This window comes from Nocardia blacklockiae (genome assembly GCF_015477355.1).
Taxonomy (GTDB): Bacteria; Actinomycetota; Actinomycetes; order Mycobacteriales; family Mycobacteriaceae; genus Nocardia; species Nocardia blacklockiae.
The window spans coordinates 46,258-63,967 of record NZ_JADLRJ010000022.1; the positions used below are offsets into that span (position 1 = coordinate 46,258).

Below are 17,710 nucleotides of genomic sequence, written 5' to 3' on the forward strand. Positions count from 1 at the left end.
TGGTAGACCTTGTCGGGTTGTGGTCCAGCACCCACCCGGCGCGAAACTCCCGCTGCCACAGGCCTCGTGCGCCGATCCCGGCCCGGCCGCACCCGATTCGCCCGCGCGCAGGGGATCCACCCGCCGCGGTAACGAGGCGGCGACAACCGCGCCCGCGACCCCGGATCGGGGTAACGAACCCGCGACACGGGCCCGTCGTTGCCGGGTTCCCGCGTGCGGGAATTCCCGCGGCCTCTAGGGTGGGTGGTGCATCCAGCGCTCGCAAGCAGCACGCCGCCGTAACCGCATAGTTGACGAGAAGGTCAGGAGAACCTCGGTCGTGTCAGTCACAGACGACATCCGCGCCCTCACCCAGCCGAACCACCCGGACGACTGGACCGATCTGGACACCAGAGCCGTCGACACCATCCGCGTGCTCGCCGCGGACGCGGTGCAGCAGGCCGGCAACGGCCACCCCGGCACCGCGATGAGCCTGGCCCCGCTGGCCTACACCCTCTACCAGCGGGTCATGAACTACGACCCGGCCGACCCGGACTGGCCCGGCCGCGACCGCTTCGTGCTCTCGTGCGGCCACTCCAGCCTCACCCAGTACATCCAGCTGTACCTGGCGGGCATCGGCCTCGAGCTCGACGACCTGAAGAACCTGCGCCAGTGGGGTTCGCTCACCCCGGGCCACCCGGAATACCGGCACACCCCCGGCGTCGAGATCACCACCGGCCCCCTCGGTCAGGGCCTGGCGTCCGCGGTCGGCATGGCGATGGCGGCGCGCCGCGAGCGCGGGCTGTGGGACCCGGCCGCCCCGGCCGGCGAGAGCCCGTTCGACCACTACATCTACGTGATCGCCTCCGACGGCGACATCGAGGAGGGCGTGACCTCCGAGGCGTCCTCGCTGGCCGGCACCCAGCAGCTGGGCAACCTCGTGGTGATCTACGACGACAACAAGATCTCCATCGAGGACGACACCTCCATCGCCCTGACCGAGGACACCGCCGAGCGCTACCGCGCCTACGGCTGGCACGTGCAGGTCGTCGAGGGCGGCGAGGACGTGGTCGCCATCGAGCGGGCCCTCACCGAGGCCAAGGCGGTGACCGACAAGCCGTCGTTCATCCTGCTGCGCACCATCATCGGCTATCCGGCCCCGAACAAGATGAACACCGGCGCGGCGCACGGCGCGGCCCTGGGCGCCGACGAGGTGGCCGGCACCAAGAAGGCCCTCGGCTTCGACCCCGACAAGACCTTCGAGGTCGACGAGGCGGTCATCGCCCACACGCGACAGAACGCCGCCGACCGCGCCAAGGCCCTGCGCGCGACCTGGCAGGAGCGGTTCGACGCGTGGGCGCAGGCCAACCCGGACAACAAGGCGCTGTTCGACCGCCTGATCGCCCGCGACCTGCCCGAGGGCTGGGCCGACAGCCTCCCGTCGTTCGACGTGGACGACAGCGTCGCCACCCGCAAGGCCTCCGGCAAGGTGCTCGCCGCGCTGGCCCCGGTGCTGCCGGAGCTGTGGGGCGGCTCGGCCGACCTGGCCGAGTCCAACAACACCACCATGCCGAACGTGCCGAGCTTCGGCCCGGAGTCCATCTCCACCGGCATGTGGAAGGCGAACCCGTACGGCCGCACGCTGCACTTCGGTGTTCGCGAGCACGCGATGGGCGCGATCCTCAACGGCATCGCCCTGCACGGCCCGACCCGCCCCTACGGCGGCACCTTCCTGGTGTTCTCCGACTACATGCGCCCGGCCGTGCGCCTGGCCGCGCTGATGCGGGTCCCGGCGGTCTACGTCTGGACGCACGACTCGATCGGCCTCGGCGAGGACGGCCCGACCCACCAGCCGATCGAGCACCTGGCCGCGCTGCGCGCCATCCCGGGCCTGAACGTGGTCCGCCCGGGCGACGCCAACGAGACCGTGTACGCCTGGCGCGCGGTGCTGGAGCTGGAGAGCGCCGAACACGAGTCGCCGTACTCGGTGTCGGAGACCCCGCACATCGACGGCCCCTCGGCGCTGGCGCTGACCCGCCAGAACCTGCCGGTCCTCGCGGGCACCAGCTACGAGGGCGTCCGCCGCGGCGGCTACGTGCTGGCCGAATCCTCCACCGGCACACCGGAGGTGATCCTGATCGCCACCGGTTCGGAGTTGCAGCTCGCCGTCGAGGCCCGGACTACGCTGGAGTCGCAGGGCATCGGCACCCGCGTGGTCTCGATGCCGTGTGTGGAGTGGTTCGACGCGCAGGAGCAGTCCTACCGCGACGAGGTGCTGCCCCCGGCGGTCCGGGCCCGGGTCACCGTGGAGGCCGGCATCTCGATGCCGTGGTACCGCTTCGCCGGTGCGGACGGCCGGATCGTGTCGATCGAGCACTTCGGTGCCTCGGCCGACTACAAGACCCTGTTCCGCGAGTTCGGCATCACCGCCGACGCCGTGGTCGAGGCCGCTCAGCGTTCACTCGACAAGGTGAAGGGATAAGCGACATGGCACAGAACGAGAAACTCGCCGCACTGTCCGCCGCGGGAGTGTCGGTGTGGCTCGACGATCTGTCGCGGGACCGCATCCGGTCCGGCAACCTCGCCGAACTCATCGCCACCCGCAGCGTCGTGGGCGTCACCACGAACCCGACCATCTTCCAGGGCGCCCTGAGCAAGGGCCATGCCTACGACGAGCAGGTCAAGGAGCTGGCCGCGCGGGGCGCGGACGTCGAGTCGGCGATCCGCACCATCACCACCGACGACGTGCGCGCCGCCTGCGACGTGTTCGCCGAGGTGTTCGAGGCCTCCGGCGGCGTCGACGGCCGGGTGTCGATCGAGGTCGACCCCCGCATGGCCTTCGACACCGACAAGACGGTCGCGCAGGCGATCGAGCTGTGGAAGATCGTCGACCGGCCCAACCTGTTCATCAAGATCCCCGCGACCGAGGAGGGCCTGCCCGCGATCACGAAGGTGCTCGCGGAGGGCATCAGCGTGAACGTGACGCTGATCTTCTCGGTCGCCCGCTACCGCAGCGTCATGGGCGCCTACCTGGACGGCCTGCGCAACGCCCGGATCGCCGGGCACGACCTGGCCCGCATCCATTCGGTCGCGTCGTTCTTCGTCTCCCGCGTGGACACCGAGATCGACAAGCGGCTCGAGGCCATCGGCACGCCGGAGGCGCTGGCGCTGCGCGGCAAGGCCGGAATCGCCAACGCGCGCTTGGCCTACGCCGAGTACCAGGACGTCTTCGACGGCGGCAAGCACACCTCGACCTTCGCGCACCTGGCCTCCGCGGGCGGCAACCGGCAGCGCCCGCTGTGGGCGTCGACGGGTGTGAAGAACCCCGAGTACTCCGACACCATGTACATCACCGAGCTGGTCGCGCCCAACACGGTGAACACGCTGCCGGAGAAGACCCTCGAGGCCTACGCCGACCACGGCGAGCAGCGCGGCGACGCGGTCAGCGGCACCGCCGAGCAGGCTCAGGCGGTCTTCGACGAGCTGCGCGCGGTCGGTGTCGACATCGACGACGTCTTCGTGGTGCTCGAGCGCGAGGGCGTGGAGAAGTTCGAGAAGTCGTGGGAGGAACTGCTGTCCGCGACGGCCACCGAGCTGCAGACCACCGGGAACAACTGACCCGATGGCCGGCGCAGAGACGACGGCCGCGCCGGGGAATCCGCTGCGCGAGGAGCGCGACAAGCGGCTGCCCCGGATCGCGGGCCCGTGCAGCATGGTGATCTTCGGTGTCACCGGTGACCTGTCCCGCAAGAAATTGATGCCGGCCATCTACGACCTCGCGAACCGCGGGCTGCTCCCGCCCGGGTTCGCGCTGGTCGGCTTCGCCCGGCGGGACTACGCGGACGAGGACTTCGCCAAGGTCGTGCTGGAGGCGGTGAAACAGCACGCGCGCACGCCCTTCCGGCAGGAGGTCTGGGACCAGCTGTCGGAGGGCATCCGCTTCGTGCAGGGCACCTTCGAGGACGACGCCGCCTTCTCCCAGCTGGCGGCGACGCTCAAGCAGCTCGACCACGATCGCGGCACCGGCGGCAATCACGCCTTCTACCTGTCGATTCCGCCGAACGCGTTTCCCCTTGTGCTGGAACAGCTCTCCCGCACCGGGCTGGCCCAGCCGCCGGATCCCGGTGCGGGGCGGCAGAAGCCGTGGCGGCGGGTCGTCATCGAGAAGCCGTTCGGGCACGACCTGAAGAGCGCGCAGGAGCTCAACGCCCTGGTGAATCGGGTGTTTCCCGAGGAGACGGTGTTCCGCATCGATCACTATCTCGGCAAGGAGACGGTGCAGAACCTGCTGGCGCTGCGCTTCGCCAACGAGATGTTCGAGCCGATCTGGAACTCCAACTTCGTCGACCACGTGCAGATCACGATGGCCGAGGACATCGGATTGGGCGGGCGCGCGGGCTATTACGACGGGATCGGCGCGGCGCGCGACGTCATCCAGAACCACCTGCTGCAACTGCTGGCGCTGACCACGCTGGAGGACCCGGTCAGCTTCCAGCCGCGGCAGTTGCAGATCGAGAAGATCAAGGTGCTCTCGGCCACCAAGCTGGTGGAGCCGCTGGACGAGACCACCGCCCGCGGCCAGTACACCGAGGGCTGGCAGGGCAGCGAGAAGGTGGTGGGCCTGCTGCAGGAGGAGGGTTTCGATCCGCACTCCCGCACCGAGACCTACGCCGCGATCACGCTGAACGTCGACACCCGGCGCTGGGCGGGGGTGCCGTTCTACCTGCGCACCGGAAAACGCTTGGGGCGCAGGGTGACCGAGATCGCGGTGATGTTCAAGCGGGCGCCGCACCTGCCGTTCGACCAGACCATGACCGAGGAGCTGGGGCAGAACGCCCTGGTGATCCGGGTGCAGCCGGACGAGGGCATCACGCTGCGGTTCGGGTCCAAGGTGCCCGGGTCCTCGATGGAGGTCCGCGACGTCAACATGGACTTCAGCTACGGCGAGTCGTTCACCGAGTCCTCGCCGGAGGCCTACGAGCGGCTGATCCTGGACATGCTGCTCGGTGAGCCGTCGCTGTTCCCCGTCAACGAGGAGGTCGAATTGTCCTGGCGCATCCTCGATCCCGTGCTCGACCACTGGCACGCCGACGGCAAACCGGAACCGTACGAGGCGGGGACCTGGGGGCCGGCCTCGGCCGACGAGATGCTCGCCCGCACCGGGCGGGAATGGCGGCGGCCGTGATCGTCGACATGCCCACGACCGATACCCGGTCGGTCGCCAAGCGCCTGGTGAAGCTGCGGGAGAGCAACGGCGTCATCACCACCGGCCGCGTGCTGACGCTGGTGGTGTGCACCCTCGACAGCTCCGAAGCCGAGGACGCCATCGACGCCGCCAACGACGCCAGCCGCGAACATCCCTGCCGCGTCATCGTTCTCGCGCGCGGCGACCGGTTCGCCGAGACCAAGCTGGACGCCCAGATCCGCGTCGGCGGCGACGCCGGGGCGGCCGAGGTGATAGTGCTGCGGCTGCAAGGGGAGCTGGTCAATCACGAGAGCAGCGTGGTGATCCCGTTCCTGCTGCCCGATACGCCGGTGGTGGCGTGGTGGCCGCGGGGCGCGCCGGAGTTCCCGTCGAAGGATTCGGTGGGGCGCTTGGCGATTCGGCGCATCACCGACGCCACCTTCGCCCCCGACCCGCAGGCCGCCATCCGCCAGCGGGTCGCCTCCTACGCGCCGGGCAACACCGACCTGGCGTGGAGCCGCATCACCTACTGGCGGGCGCTGCTGGCCGCCGCCCTCGACGAACCGCCTTACGAGGCAGTCGAATCGGTGACGGTGTCGGGTCTGAAGGAGGAACCGGCACTGGACGTGCTGGCCGGGTGGCTGGCCGCGCGGCTCAACTGTCCCGTGCGGCGGCGCACCGGCGAGCTGCGGGTGGAACTGCACCGCCCGACGGTGTCGATCGCCATCTCCCGTCCCCAGACCGGCCGCACCGCAACCCTTTCCCGCACCGGGGAACCGGATCAGCGCTTCGCCCTGGCGCGCCGCGAGACGAAAGACTGTCTCGCGGAAGAGCTTCGCCGCCTGGACGACGACGAGATCTACGCCGAAGCCCTGTCGGGTATCGAGAAGGTGACCTACGAGTGAGGGACCTATGAGTGAGATCAACGTCGAAGTCTTCTCCGGCACGGAGGAATTGGTGGCCGCCGCGGCCGCGAAGTTCGTCGCCGTGGTGACCGAGGCGCAGGCGGCGCGGGGGTCGGCCTCGGTGGTGCTCACCGGCGGCGGCACCGGCATCGGGCTGCTGGAGCTGGTCCGCAAGGACCCCGGCGCGATCGACTGGTCGCGGCTCGACGTGTTCTGGGGCGACGAGAGGTTCGTTCCCGCAGGCGATTCCGAGCGCAACGACCTGCAGGCCCGGCAGGCGCTGCTGGACCACGTGCCGGTCGACCCGGCGCGGGTGCACCCGGTCGCGACCTCCGACGGCGAATACCCGGACCCGGTCGAGGCGGCCGCGGAGTACTCGGCGGCGGTGCACGCGCACCTGGCCGAGCACGGCGCGTTCGACCTGCACCTGCTCGGCATGGGCGGCGAGGGACACGTCAACTCCCTGTTCCCGCACACCGACGCCGTCCGCGAGGAGCACGAACTCGTTGTCGCCGTGACGAATTCGCCGAAACCGCCGCCGGTCCGCGTCACCCTCACCCTGCCCGCCGTCCGCCGCGCCCGCCACGTCGTCCTCATCGTCGGCGGCGCCGCCAAGGCCGAGGCCGTGGCCGCCGCCCTCGACGGCGCCTCCCCCGCCGACATCCCCGCCGCCGGGGCCCAGGGCACGGCCTCCACCACCTGGCTCCTAGACACCGCGGCGGCCGCGAACCTTCCCCGCTGACCCCAGCACCGCCCTACCTCAGCCGCGACCTACGCCGCCGAGCCGCAGCCCGCGCTCAGCCGACCTACGCTGTCGGGCCACAGCAGACGCCCTCGGCGGCGCTCTCCCCTGCCGGGCCGCAGCACGCCCGCACCGCCTCGGTGTCGGCGAGTTGCGGTGCGGCACCGAAGGTTTCGCTGTCGGCGAGGACGGTGTAGACCTCCCACCGCTCACCGTCGGGGGCGGTGACCCACACCTTGTCCTGGGTGGCGAAACAACATGTGGTCGCGCTCTGCTCCTCGGTGCACAGGCCAGCCTCCGACAGGCGTGCGATCTCGCCGTGGACCTGTTCGGAGGTCTCCACTTCGACGCCGAGGTGGTTGACCGTGCCGCCCTGCCCGGTGTTCTCGAGCAGCACCAGCTTCAGCGGCGGCTCGGCGATCGCGAAGTTGGCATAGCCCGGCTTGCGTTTCGCGGGTTCGGCGCCGAACAGGGTCGAGTAGAAGTCGACGGCTCGGTCGAGGTCGTCGACGTTGAGGGCGAGCTGGATTCGGGACATGGTGGCGAACCTCCAGTTGTGAGATATATGTCGAAGAACCGACGGCACCGAGTCTGCGCTACTTCTTCGACATATGTCAATACGGTGGGTAGGGTGGTTGGCATGCCCAAGGCGCTGCCCGTGATCGACATGTCCGCCCCCGTCTGCTGCGCGCCCGTGGCCGCCGGGCCGGTCGGCGACGAGGCCGCGCTGGAAGTGGCGTTGCGGCTCAAGGCGATTGCCGATCCGGTCCGGGTGAAGCTGCTGTCGCTGCTGCTGACCAGCGCCCGGGGCGAGGAGAACAATGGCGACCTGGCGGCGGCCGTCGGTCTCTCGGAGTCGACGGTCAGCCATCATCTCGCCCAGCTGCGCAACGCCGGACTCACCGAAGCCGAACGGCGCGGCATGAACACCGTGCACCGCGCTCGCCGCGACGCCCTCGCCGCGCTGTGCGTGGTGCTCGATCCCCACTGCTGCCGCTGACCTCGCGCCGCGGGCACATCGATAAGCTGGGCTGATGCCGCTCGTCGAAGTTACCTACGCGTCGCACGTGCCCGAAGCGCAGTTGCTGGACTTGGCGCGGGACCTGCCGCATCTGGTGTCGCTGGCGGTCGAGTGCCCCGAGGAGCCCTATGACGGGGACCTGCGGCCCGGGGATGTCGAGGTCCGGTTCCGGGCGCTGGGACCGTTGGATCGCAGCGGGATGGACGTGGTGGTCGAGGTGCGGTCGAAGTGGTTCGCCAGCCGCGCGGACAACCGGCAGCAACGTTGCGAGCGACTGCACCGCGACATCGAGCGGGCGACCGGGCTGGAGAATTTCGGCGTCTACCTGTCGCTGCCGATCGCGGCGTGGGAGCAGAGCGAGTGACGGAGACGATCAGGGCCCTGCGGTCGGTGCGGCACTTCCTCCCGACCGCGGTGCCGCGCGCCACCGTCGAAGAAATGGTCGAGGCGGCGCGCTGGACGGGGTCGGCGCGCAATCGGCAACCATGGCGCTTCGTCGCGGTGACCGACCCGGGCGTGCGCCGGGAGCTGTCGCAGTGCGGGAACTTCGCCCTGCACTTGGCGGACGCGCCGCTGGTCGTGGTGCTGCTCTCGCAGGACAACGGTTTCGCCGACACCGAATTCGACATGGGCCGGGTGGCGCAGTCGCTCTGCCTGGCCGCCCACGAACGCGGCCTCGGCAGCTGCCTCACCACCTTCCATCCGCAGGACAACGTCCGCCGCGCCGCCGAGCTGCTCTCGACCGCGTCCGGCTGGCTACCGCGTCACGCCGTCGCGCTGGGCTACCCGGCCCCCGACCGCGCGGCGCCCACGGCGATTCCGCGCGGGCGGCTGCCCGTCGACGAACTACTGACCTGGATCTCCTGACCGGGCGGCACTGTCGGCCCGCTCCCGCGCGCCCAGCGCGGCGAGGTGCGTGGTCAGGAAGTCGTTCACCGCGGCGGTGCGTTCGAGTTGCACCAGATGCCCTGCGTCCGCGACCTTTTCGACGGCACGCAGGTCCGGCACGTGCGCGCGCAGCGTCGCCAGGGGGTCGCGGCCGCTGAAGCCCTCCATGTCGGGGTCGTTCGCGCCGTAGAGGAAGTAGGTGGGCACGGAGACCGTCGTCGGCAGGTCGGCGGTCAGCTCCCAGTTCCGGTCCAGCGCGCGATACCAGCTGAGCCCGCCGGTGAATCCGGTGCGCTCGAATTCCGTTGCGATCGCGTCGAATTCGTCCGCATCGAGCCAGCTCCACGGCAGCGGCGGCGCCTGCGGGAGTACGTCCAGGTAACCCAGTCCGGGCGGGTTCTTCCAGGTGTCCAGATAGTGGTAGTCGCCGCTCAGCGCGTAGAAGACCCGCGCCAGGAATTCGCGCGGGCGCGCCGCGAGTTCGGCATCGGCCACGCCGGGCGTCTGGAAGTACGCCAGGTGCAGGAAGTGCCGCTCGGCCGCCTTCACCCAGAACGCCGACGGCGGCTTCGGCGGCCGCGGCGCGAACGGGTTGTTCAGCACGAACACCGCGTCCACCCGCTCCGGTGCGCGCAGCGCCAGCTCCCACACCAGCTGGGCCCCGAAATCCAGGCCCACGAACACCGCGCGCTCGGCGCCGAGGTCGTCGAGCAGGCCGAGCAGGTCGCCGATCACCGCGCGGTTGGTGTGCGCCTCCACCCCGGCGGGCGCCTCGGTGCGGCCGTAGCCACGCAGGTCGGGGGCGATCGCGCGATAGCCGGCCGCGGCGACCGCGGGCAGCTGCCGCCGCCAGATCGACCAGCCGTGCGGGAACCCGTGACAGAACACGACCGGATGGCCCCGCCCCTGCTCGGCGACGTGCATCCGGACGCCGTTGGTCTCCACGAACCGATGTGTCGGCTCCACTTCGCCTCCCAAGGACTAGAACGTGTTCCTGTTTCACGGTAGTGTCCCGGAGTCGTGAACGGAATACTCACCGGACGGGTCGCGGTCGTCACCGGCGCCAGCCGCGGCATCGGCAAGGGCATCGCGCTGGAGCTGGGTGCGGCGGGCGCGACGGTGTACGTCACCGGCCGTTCGGCGACGCCGGGCCGGCTGCCGGGCACCGTCACCGAAACCGCGGACCGGATCACCGAACTCGGCGGCCACGGCGTGCCGTTCGCGTGCGACCACCGCGACGACGCCGCCGTCGCGGAACTGTTCGCCAAGGTCGAGGCCGACCACGGCCGCCTCGATGTGCTGGTGAACAACGTCTACAACGCGCCCGCGTCGTCGCGCTGGCTGGGCAAGCCGTTCTGGGAGGTGCCGCCGGAGGCGTGGGACGAGGGGTTCGACATCGGCGTGCGATCCCATTACGTCGCAAGCCATTTCGCCGCGCCGCTGCTCATCGCCAACGACGGGCTCATCGTGTCGATCTCCTCGCCGGGCGCCGAGCACTACACCCACAATGCCGTGTACGGCGTCGGCAAGGCGGCCGTCGACCGGCTCACCGCCGACATGGCGCACGAGCTCGCCGACACCGGCGTCACCGCCGTCTCGCTGTGGCCGGGCATCGTGAATACCGAACTGCTGCAAATGGTTCCGGCCGACGCCGACGGCCGCCGCCTGATCACGCTGCCCGGCGAGGGCACCTTCGACCTGAACGACGCGGAGACCCCGCACTTCCCGGGCCGCGCCGTGGTCGCCCTGGCCGGTGATCCGGACCGGCGTGCCCGCACCGGAAAGGCTTGGCGGGTAGCCGATCTCGCCGACGCCTACGGATTCACCGATATCGACGGACGGGTGCCGCGCACCGGTTAGCCCACCCGGCTCCGCCGCACCTCGCCTGTCGCGGCGGGCCGCGCAGACCTGTCGCGCCGTAGTCGGTGGAGAGCCCGCTACCGCTACGCTACCTCTATGGCGACCGACCAGTTGTTCCTCGAACCGAATATCGGCAAGCCCACCGAGAAGGTCGGCTACTTCGCGACGCGGGAGGCGTTCGACCGCTTCGCCGACGCCTACCTCGACGGCATGGACACTCTGCCCGAGCCGCACGAAACAGCCGCCGTGCCAACCGCTTTCGGTCCCGTGCGGGCCTATCGGTTCGGTGACCGCGCCGGGACCCCGGTGGTCCTGCTGTCGGGCCGCCAGGCGTCCACGCCGATGTGGCGGACGAACCTGCCCGGACTGGTCGCCGATCACACGGTGTGGTCGCTGGACAGCATCGGCGAACCGGGTGCGAGCAGCCAGCATCGGCCGCTGACCGGTGCGGCCGACCAGGCGGCCTGGGTGTCGGAGGCGCTGGCCGGGCTCGGGATCGCCCGCGCCCATCTGCTGGGGGTCAGCATCGGCGGCTGGCTGGCCACCCAGGTCGCCATTCACCGGCCCGAGCGGGTGGCCTCGGTGACGCTGCTCGATCCGGCGAATACCTTTGCGCCCCTGAGTTGGAAGATGATCGTCGTCTCGCTGGGCAGCGTGATCCCGGGCCTGCCCGCGGCGATCCGGCACCGGCTGCTCGGCTGGATCTCCGGCGGGGCTCGCAGCGACGATTCGGTGCCCAAGGGCCGGCTGATCGCCGCGGCGATGCGCGATTTCCACGCGGCGCAGCCGATGCCCGCGCGGCCCACCGAGGCGGAACTGCTCGGGATCTCGGTGCCGGTGCTGGCGATCATCGCCGGGCGCAGCATCGTGCACGACGCCGAGCGCGCGGCGGCCACCGCCCGCCGGATCCCCGGCGCCCAGGTCGAACTCTGGCCCGCCGCCTCGCACGCCGTGAACGGCGAGTTCCCGGACCGAATCGCCCGCCGTTTCCGGGATTTCGCGCGCGCTTGACCGCCACCGCTGTGCCCGTGCTAATCTCGGCGGCGTGACTGCCGGGTCGGCTGCAAGCCGCGCACAGAATGGTTTCCCGGCCGCGCGTTGAGCGCGGCGCGGGCCCGGGGCCCGCCCTCCTTCGCATCCCGTTCGTTTTCCAGGGACTGCGAGAGGAGGTGAAATACATGTCCCACGAATCGGTTTCGCCATCGGAGTGGCAGGCGTTCCGCGCTGCCCACGACCGGGGTACGGTGCTGGACGCGCCCGTCGTGTCGGTCGTGCCGTTCGGCGCGTTCCTCGAGTTGGCGCCGGGCATCCACGGGCTGCTGAGCAGGCCGGAATGGCAGGGCGATCCGCAGGTCGGATCGACGCTGGCCGTCCGGATCCTCGACGTCGACGACACGCGCCACCGCGTGAGCCTCGCGCACGCCTAGCAGACAGGTGTGGGGCCGGGATGCGGCCGGCCCCACACCCGTGCGCAGCCTACCGCGCCGCCCGGAATTTCAAGGCGGTCAGGCGATTTCGAGAAACCGCCGCACCGACCGCGAAGGCGCGGGTGTGGTGCGCCAGATCAGGTGGATCCGCGACGGCGGCGCGTCGGCCACGTCGACGTAGGCGACCCCCGGATGCGGCGCCCGCGTCCGCGCCAGCTCGGGCACGCCGCCGATGCCGCGACCGGCCGCCACCAGCTCCAGCCATTCGTCGAAGTTGGTGCAGGTGACGATCTCGCGGGCGGGATCCGGTTCGGGCCATGAGGTTTCGTCGATGGTGCCCGATACGGTGTTGACCACCAACGGATACCGCGCCAGCTCCCGCCAGCGCAGGCCCGCCGCGCCCGCCAGCGGCGACGACGCGGCCACCGCCAGCATCCGGCGTTCGGTGCCGATGGTGCGCGCGGCCATGGTCTTCGGCAGCCGGATGTCCTTGCGGAACAAGGCGATATCAATGGTTCCGGCCGCGAGCGCGGCGATCGGGTCGTCGACGCGATGGATCTCGACGTGCCCGCCGACCGACTCGAAACGTGTCCGCGCGGCGGCGAACCAGCCGTCGGGCAGCAGCCACGCGAAGCCCACCGACACCGCCGACCGCAGCCGCATGTCGGCCACGACGGCGTCGAGATCGGCGAGCACGCGGCGGGCGTGCGCCAGGAACTCCGTACCCTCGGCGGTCAGCTCGAAGCGCCGAGGCGTGCGATCGAGCAGGCGGCAGTCGAGGATCCGCTCCAGCTGCTGGATCGTCCGGGTCAGCGACGGTTGCGCCAAGTGCAGCCGCTGCGCGGCGCGGGTGTAGCTCCGCTCCTCGCACAGCGCGGCGAAGGCGCGCAGGTGCCGCAGCTCCAGATCCATACGTTCAGCGTATATTCGGTGCGCAGAAAGCATTTCACCGGACCGATCAGGGGCCTTACCGTCGGGATGGTGACCATCGCAGCACCGTCGCGACAGCGCCTGACACCGGCGTTGCGCGCCGCCGCCGGACTGGCGGCGGCCATGGGCATCGGCCGTTTCGCCTACACCCCGCTCATGCCGGCGATGATCGACGCCGGACGGATCGGGCCGCACGCGGGCGCGGTGATCGCGGCCGCCAACTACGCGGGCTATCTGACCGGTGCGGTACTCCTGTCGATCCGGCCGGAATGGAACGGCCGCAACACCTTTCGAGCCGCCGCGCTGGTACTGGTAGCCAGCGAGGCGGCGATGGCGTGCCCCGCGCCGACCGCGGTGCCGATCGCGCTGCGCTGTCTCGCCGGGCTGGCCAGCGCGGTGGTGTTCATCGGCTGTGCCGGGGTCGCGGCGCGGCACGAGAATCGCAGGCGCGCGGCGGGGATCGCGTTCTCCGGCGTCGGCTGCGGCATCGCACTGACCGGGGTGCTGGCGCTGGCGGCGCGGCCGCTGGTGTCGTGGCAGCTGATGTGGCTGGGCGCGGCCGCGCTGACGGCGGCGCTGCTGGTCCCGGCACTGCGACTGGACATCGTGCCCGGCGCACGGGCCGCGGCGACGGCCGTGCGGGCGCCGCGGGCCTGGCGGGCGCTGCTGGTGTCCTATTTCCTGGAGGGTCTCGGCTACATCGTCGTCGGGACGTTCCTGGTGGCCGCCGTCGGCACGCCCGGCCACCAGGCACTGGGGACCGCGGTCTGGGTGGTGGTCGGCGTGTGCGCCGCACCGGCGACGGTGCTGTGGGGTGCCGTCGCCCGGCGCTGGACGCCGGTGACGGCGCTGGGCGCGGCGCTGTCGCTGCAAGTGCTGTCGGCGCTGCTGCCGGCCTTCTCCACGGGAACGGCGGCGGCGGTCGCGGCGGCGGCGCTGTTCGGAGCGACGTTCATGGGAATCACGATGCTGGCGCTGGAGATCGGCGGTGATCTCGCGGGGCCCACCGCGGCGGCCGTGCTGACGGCCGGCTACGGGCTCGGGCAGATGCTGGGTCCGGTGCTGGTGACGCCGGTGCTGGGGTCGAGCTACGCGGCGGCGTTCGGGATCGCCGCCGCGGTGCTCGCGGGCGCCGCGGCGGCGCTGCTGCCGGTCAGGCGAACTTGATCTCGAAGCCGATGCCGATGATGGAGATGATCCAGACGATCCCGATGAAGATGGTGATGCGGTCGAGGTTCTTCTCGACGACGGTCGAACCGGACAGGCTCGACTGCACGCCACCACCGAACAGGCTGGACAGGCCTCCGCCCTTCGCGCGATGCAGCAGCACCAGCAGCACCAGCAGGATGCTGGTGATGATCAGGAGGATATCCAGGAACATGCGCATGCCGGACAGTTTATGTTGTCGCCGCGCCCGCCCCCGCACAGGCCGTCGCGGACCGTCACCGCGGGCGCTCCCGCACCGGTGAGGAGCTTGCCGGGCTGGCCGTGTGGGCTGAGCTGCCGCGGGGAACGGCGGGCCGCCGGTAGGATCGCGGCCATGTCGGCGATGGCGCGTCTGGTTCCGTTGGTGGCCGTGCTCGGGATCGTCGCCGCTTGCGGGGGTGGTGGAGGTGAGGACGCCGGAGGCGGGGCGACGCCGATGGGGCGCAGTTTCGTGTCCACGAAGGTGGAGGGCACGCCCATTCCGGGCGGCGGGCCGCTGCGGCTGAGTTTCGCCGACGGCCGGGTGTCGGCGACCTCCGGCTGCAACACCGGAAGCGGGCCGGTGTCCTTCGACGGCGACGTGCTGCGGGTCTCGGGGATGGCGACCACGCTGATGGCCTGCCCGGACGACCGGTCGGGCGCGGACGCCTGGCAGACCGCGCTGCTGCAATCCGGTCCGAAGTGGCGGCTCACCGACGACACGCTGACACTGACCGGCGACGACATCACCGTGACCCTGCTGGACAAGAAGGTCGCCGAACCGGACCGGACGCTGACCGGCACGGCGTGGACGGTGACCGCGCTGCTGCGACCCGAGGGCCAGGTCCGTTCCCGGGCCCTCGACGACGCGCGTCCGAGCCTCACCATCGCCCCGGACGGCCAGGTCACCGGCACCGCCGGGTGCAATCGGATGACGGGCGGCGCCGACATCGCGGGCGCCGACGTCACCTTCCGGATCGCCACCACGAAGGTGGCGTGCCCGCCGGAGGCGATGGAGGTCGAGCGACAGGTGCTGGAGGCGCTCGACGGCACGGCCACCGCCACGATCGACGCCGACACCCTCACCCTGCGCAACGCGGGCAACAACACCGGGCTGGTCCTGCGCGCCCAGTGAACCCCGGACCACCACGCAGCTTGGGAGACGCGATCAACGAACGCGAGGCCGACCTGGACCGCCGGTTCCGGGTCGCGGTCACCACGGCGACACCCGGAACCCGCTGTGCCCCGGACGATCCCGTGCGGCGCGGCTACCCGTACACGGCGGCCGACTGCCTGGCGTACTTCGACGCCCAGGCCACCAGCCGCCACCTCGACCTCGCCGCGCGCCGCCTGACGGCCGCGGGACGCGGCTACTACAGCATCGGCTCGGCCGGTCACGAGGGGAACGTGGCGGTGGCGGCCGCGCTGCGCGTCTCGGATCCCGCACTGCTGCACTACCGTTCGGGCGCGTTCTTCGTGCAGCGCTGCCGGCAGACGCCGGGCGCGGACCCGGTGAGCGACGTGCTACTGGGGGTGGCCGCGGCCGCCGCGGACCCGATCTCGGGCGGGCGGCACAAGGTCTTCGGCAGCAAGCCCGCCGCGGTGATCCCGATGACCTCGACCATCGCCTCCCACCTGCCGCGCGCGGTGGGCCTGGCGTTCGCGCTGGACCGCGCCGACCGGCTCGGCCGGTTCACCGAATGGCCCGCCGACGCCGTGGTCGTGTGCAGCTTCGGGGACGCCTCGGCCAACCACTCCACGGCCGCAGGAGCGATCAATTCCGCCATTCACACCGCGCACCAGCGGATTCCGATGCCGATCCTGTTCGTGTGCGAGGACAACGGCGTCGGGCTGAGCGTGCCGACGCCGCCCGAGTGGATCGAGTACGCCTACGGATCCCGGCCCGGCATGCGCTATTTCAGTGCCGACGGCTGCAATCTGCTTCAGGCACTGTCGGTTTCGGCTAAGGCGGTCGACTGGGTGCGCGAGCATCGCGAGCCCGCCTTCCTGCGGCTGCGCACGGTGCGGCTGCTGGGCCACGCCGGTTCCGACGTCGAATCCGCATACCGCCGTGCCTCCGACATCGCGGGCGACCTCGCCCGCGACCCCCTGGCGGCCACCGCGCGCCTGCTGGTCACCAGCGGCGCCGCCGACGCGGAGGACGTGCTCGCGCGGTACGACGCCATCGGGGCTCGCGTCGCCGCGATCGCCGAAGAAGTCTCGCACGCACCGAAACTCGCCGACGCCGACGCGGTCACCGCTCCCCTCGCTCCCGCCGACCCCGCTCGCGTCCGCGCCGACGCCCTGCGCACCGAACCGTTGCCGGAGGGTCGGCCCGAATCCGGAGCGGTCACCGCCCACCGTACGGAATCCGCTGCTGCCCAAGGGCTCTCGTCACCACCCGACCGACAAGACGACACCGCGGCGGCACCGGCAACCACCGCCGCGCCCTCGAGCGCAGCGGTCGACGACGGCGGTCCGCCAGCGCGACCCGGAACTCGAGACGCTCGGCCCGGACCGGCGGCGGAGGACGGCATGGGCAACGCGTCCGGCGCTGCGGCGTCCACCGCGGAGACGGACACTCCCCCGGCCACGCTGGCGCAGGCGATCACTCGAACGCTGGCCGCGTTGCTGGAACGGGATGACGATGTGCTGGTCTTCGGGGAGGACGTCGGGCGCAAGGGCGGCGTGTACGGGGTGACCAAGGGGCTGCAGAAGGCGTTCGGGGCGCGGCGGGTGTTCGATACACTGCTCGACGAGCAGAGTGTGCTCGGCACGGCGCTGGGCGCGGGCACGGCGGGGTTCGTGCCGATTCCGGAGATCCAGTATCTCGCCTATGTGCACAATGCCCTGGACCAGATCCGGGGCGAGGCCGCGACATTGCAGTTCTTCGCCACCGGGCAGTACCGCAATCCGCTGGTGGTGCGCATCGCCGCCTACGCCTACCAGAAGGGCTTCGGCGGGCACTTCCACAACGACAATTCCGTTGCGGCGCTGCGGGACATCCCCGGCGTGGTGGTCGCCTCTCCTGCCCGCGCCGACGACGCGGCGGCCATGTTGCGCACCTGCGTGTCCGCGGCGCGGGTGGACGGCCGCGTGTGCGTGTTCCTCGAGCCGATCGCGCTGTACCACACGCGCGACCTGTACGAATCCGGCGACGACGGCTGGCTCGCGGCGGTCACCGGCGAACCCGCCGACCTCGGCCGGGCCCGAACCTACGGCGACGGCGGCGATCTCACCATCGTCACCTTCGCCAATGGTGTCCCGATGAGCCTGCGTGCCGCACAGCGGTTGGCGGCCAAGGGAATTCACGCCCGCGTCCTCGACTTGCGGTGGCTCACACCGCTTCCCGAGGACGACCTGCTGCGCCACGCCCGCGCGACCGGACGGGTCCTCGTCGCCGACGAGACCCGCCGCAGCGGCGGCGTCTCCGAATCCGTCTGCGCCGCACTGCTCGACGCCGGATTCGACGGCCGCGTCGCCCGGGTCACGAGCGCGAACAGCTTTGTCCCGCTCGGCCCGGCCGCGACCACGGTGCTGCTCGACGAGTCGGCCATCGAGACCGCCGCCGAGCAGCTGGTCCGCTGA

General features: G+C 71.1%; 18 protein-coding genes. 14 read left to right on the top strand and 4 right to left on the bottom strand.

Going from position 1 to position 17,710, the window contains the following annotated elements; all coding sequences use genetic code 11:
- Positions 1-319: 319 nt before the first annotated feature.
- From tkt to pgl, 5 genes are read left to right on the top strand one after another with little or no spacing between them, the layout of a single operon-like run.
- On the top strand, positions 320-2,461 hold the full coding sequence (tkt, locus tag IU476_RS35000) for a transketolase (RefSeq protein ID WP_195106637.1): 2,142 nt from the start codon (positions 320-322) through the stop codon (positions 2,459-2,461).
- Between the two features lie 5 nt (positions 2,462-2,466).
- Positions 2,467-3,597, top strand: coding sequence for a transaldolase (gene tal / locus IU476_RS35005; protein WP_195106638.1), 1,131 nt, complete (start codon positions 2,467-2,469; stop codon positions 3,595-3,597).
- 4 nt (positions 3,598-3,601) lie between these two features.
- Positions 3,602-5,164, top strand: coding sequence for a glucose-6-phosphate dehydrogenase (gene zwf, locus IU476_RS35010; RefSeq protein ID WP_195106639.1), 1,563 nt, complete (start codon positions 3,602-3,604; stop codon positions 5,162-5,164).
- Positions 5,161-6,069 (top strand): glucose-6-phosphate dehydrogenase assembly protein OpcA, encoded by a 909-nt coding sequence (gene opcA / locus IU476_RS35015; protein WP_324194579.1) that lies wholly within the window; start codon positions 5,161-5,163, stop codon positions 6,067-6,069. The genes zwf and opcA overlap by 4 nt, the downstream gene beginning before the upstream one ends.
- A 7-nt stretch (positions 6,070-6,076) precedes the next feature.
- Positions 6,077-6,811 (top strand): 6-phosphogluconolactonase, encoded by a 735-nt coding sequence (gene pgl / locus IU476_RS35020; RefSeq protein WP_195106641.1) that lies wholly within the window; start codon positions 6,077-6,079, stop codon positions 6,809-6,811.
- Positions 6,812-6,875: 64 nt separating this feature from the next.
- Here pgl and IU476_RS35025 read toward each other — a convergent pair whose 3' ends face one another.
- Positions 6,876-7,349 carry an ArsI/CadI family heavy metal resistance metalloenzyme gene (locus IU476_RS35025; RefSeq protein WP_195106642.1) on the bottom strand — a complete coding sequence of 158 codons (474 nt, stop codon included), beginning with the start codon at positions 7,347-7,349 and terminating at the stop codon, positions 6,876-6,878.
- Positions 7,350-7,451: 102 nt separating this feature from the next.
- On the opposite strand from IU476_RS35025, the gene IU476_RS35030 reads away from it, so the two are divergent.
- Genes IU476_RS35030 through IU476_RS35040 form a run of 3 tightly spaced genes read left to right on the top strand, consistent with a single transcriptional unit; the run spans position 7,452 to position 8,699 of the window.
- Positions 7,452-7,811 (top strand): Rv2640c family ArsR-like transcriptional regulator, encoded by a 360-nt coding sequence (locus IU476_RS35030; RefSeq protein ID WP_195106666.1) that lies wholly within the window; start codon positions 7,452-7,454, stop codon positions 7,809-7,811.
- 34 nt (positions 7,812-7,845) lie between these two features.
- Positions 7,846-8,196 (top strand): hypothetical protein, encoded by a 351-nt coding sequence (locus IU476_RS35035; protein ID WP_195106643.1) that lies wholly within the window; start codon positions 7,846-7,848, stop codon positions 8,194-8,196.
- Positions 8,193-8,699 carry a nitroreductase family protein gene (locus IU476_RS35040; protein ID WP_195106644.1) on the top strand — a complete coding sequence of 169 codons (507 nt, stop codon included), beginning with the start codon at positions 8,193-8,195 and terminating at the stop codon, positions 8,697-8,699. Before IU476_RS35035 ends, IU476_RS35040 begins: the two co-directional genes overlap by 4 nt.
- Here IU476_RS35040 and IU476_RS35045 read toward each other — a convergent pair.
- A complete protein-coding gene (locus IU476_RS35045) occupies positions 8,679-9,644 on the bottom strand; it encodes an alpha/beta fold hydrolase (protein WP_195106667.1) in 966 nt (321 codons plus the stop codon). The genes IU476_RS35040 and IU476_RS35045 overlap by 21 nt on opposite strands.
- Before the next feature lie 96 nt (positions 9,645-9,740).
- Here IU476_RS35045 and IU476_RS35050 point away from each other — a divergent pair, with 96 nt between their 5' ends.
- From IU476_RS35050 to IU476_RS35060, 3 genes are all read left to right on the top strand, one after another.
- Entirely contained in the window at positions 9,741-10,580 is an 840-nt protein-coding gene (locus IU476_RS35050; RefSeq protein WP_195106645.1) for an SDR family NAD(P)-dependent oxidoreductase, read from the top strand.
- A 96-nt stretch (positions 10,581-10,676) separates the two neighbouring features.
- Complete coding sequence (locus IU476_RS35055; protein ID WP_195106646.1) at positions 10,677-11,591, top strand: alpha/beta fold hydrolase; 915 nt, start codon at positions 10,677-10,679, stop codon at positions 11,589-11,591.
- Positions 11,592-11,758: 167 nt separating this feature from the next.
- Complete coding sequence (locus IU476_RS35060; protein WP_195106647.1) at positions 11,759-12,007, top strand: S1 RNA-binding domain-containing protein; 249 nt, start codon at positions 11,759-11,761, stop codon at positions 12,005-12,007.
- 78 nt (positions 12,008-12,085) lie between these two features.
- On the opposite strand, the gene IU476_RS35065 is transcribed toward IU476_RS35060, so the two are convergent.
- A complete protein-coding gene (locus tag IU476_RS35065) occupies positions 12,086-12,919 on the bottom strand; it encodes a LysR family transcriptional regulator (RefSeq protein WP_195106648.1) in 834 nt (277 codons plus the stop codon).
- Positions 12,920-12,985: 66 nt separating this feature from the next.
- Here IU476_RS35065 and IU476_RS35070 point away from each other — a divergent pair, with 66 nt between their 5' ends.
- Complete coding sequence (locus IU476_RS35070) at positions 12,986-14,104, top strand: YbfB/YjiJ family MFS transporter (RefSeq protein WP_195106649.1); 1,119 nt, start codon at positions 12,986-12,988, stop codon at positions 14,102-14,104.
- Here IU476_RS35070 and secG read toward each other — a convergent pair.
- Complete coding sequence (gene secG, locus IU476_RS35075; RefSeq protein ID WP_195106650.1) at positions 14,091-14,324, bottom strand: preprotein translocase subunit SecG; 234 nt, start codon at positions 14,322-14,324, stop codon at positions 14,091-14,093. The two genes, IU476_RS35070 and secG, sit on opposite strands and share 14 nt — an antisense overlap.
- 153 nt (positions 14,325-14,477) lie before the next feature.
- Between secG and IU476_RS35080 the strand changes: the two genes are divergently transcribed.
- Together IU476_RS35080 and IU476_RS35085 are read left to right on the top strand one after the other, a co-directional pair.
- Positions 14,478-15,257: an META domain-containing protein gene (locus IU476_RS35080; protein ID WP_195106651.1), complete on the top strand. Its 780-nt coding sequence runs from the start codon at positions 14,478-14,480 to the stop codon at positions 15,255-15,257.
- A gap of 20 nt (positions 15,258-15,277) precedes the next feature.
- On the top strand, positions 15,278-17,710 hold the full coding sequence (locus tag IU476_RS35085) for a transketolase C-terminal domain-containing protein (RefSeq protein WP_438944103.1): 2,433 nt from the start codon (positions 15,278-15,280) through the stop codon (positions 17,708-17,710).

What these genes read in the sequence shown, in the direction of transcription:
- tal (WP_195106638.1), top strand. Translation starts at nt 2,467, where the DNA reads ATGGCACAGAACGAGAAACTCGCCGCACTGTCCGCCGCGGGAGTGTCG.
- zwf (WP_195106639.1), top strand. Translation starts at nt 3,602, where the DNA reads ATGGCCGGCGCAGAGACGACGGCCGCGCCGGGGAATCCGCTGCGCGAG.
- pgl (WP_195106641.1), top strand. Translation starts at nt 6,077, where the DNA reads ATGAGTGAGATCAACGTCGAAGTCTTCTCCGGCACGGAGGAATTGGTG.
- IU476_RS35025 (WP_195106642.1), bottom strand. Translation starts at nt 7,349, where the DNA reads ATGTCCCGAATCCAGCTCGCCCTCAACGTCGACGACCTCGACCGAGCC.
- IU476_RS35030 (WP_195106666.1), top strand. Translation starts at nt 7,452, where the DNA reads ATGCCCAAGGCGCTGCCCGTGATCGACATGTCCGCCCCCGTCTGCTGC.
- IU476_RS35035 (WP_195106643.1), top strand. Translation starts at nt 7,846, where the DNA reads ATGCCGCTCGTCGAAGTTACCTACGCGTCGCACGTGCCCGAAGCGCAG.
- IU476_RS35045 (WP_195106667.1), bottom strand. Translation starts at nt 9,644, where the DNA reads ATGCACGTCGCCGAGCAGGGGCGGGGCCATCCGGTCGTGTTCTGTCAC.
- IU476_RS35055 (WP_195106646.1), top strand. Translation starts at nt 10,677, where the DNA reads ATGGCGACCGACCAGTTGTTCCTCGAACCGAATATCGGCAAGCCCACC.
- IU476_RS35060 (WP_195106647.1), top strand. Translation starts at nt 11,759, where the DNA reads ATGTCCCACGAATCGGTTTCGCCATCGGAGTGGCAGGCGTTCCGCGCT.
- IU476_RS35065 (WP_195106648.1), bottom strand. Translation starts at nt 12,919, where the DNA reads ATGGATCTGGAGCTGCGGCACCTGCGCGCCTTCGCCGCGCTGTGCGAG.
- IU476_RS35070 (WP_195106649.1), top strand. Translation starts at nt 12,986, where the DNA reads ATGGTGACCATCGCAGCACCGTCGCGACAGCGCCTGACACCGGCGTTG.
- secG (WP_195106650.1), bottom strand. Translation starts at nt 14,324, where the DNA reads ATGCGCATGTTCCTGGATATCCTCCTGATCATCACCAGCATCCTGCTG.
- IU476_RS35080 (WP_195106651.1), top strand. Translation starts at nt 14,478, where the DNA reads ATGTCGGCGATGGCGCGTCTGGTTCCGTTGGTGGCCGTGCTCGGGATC.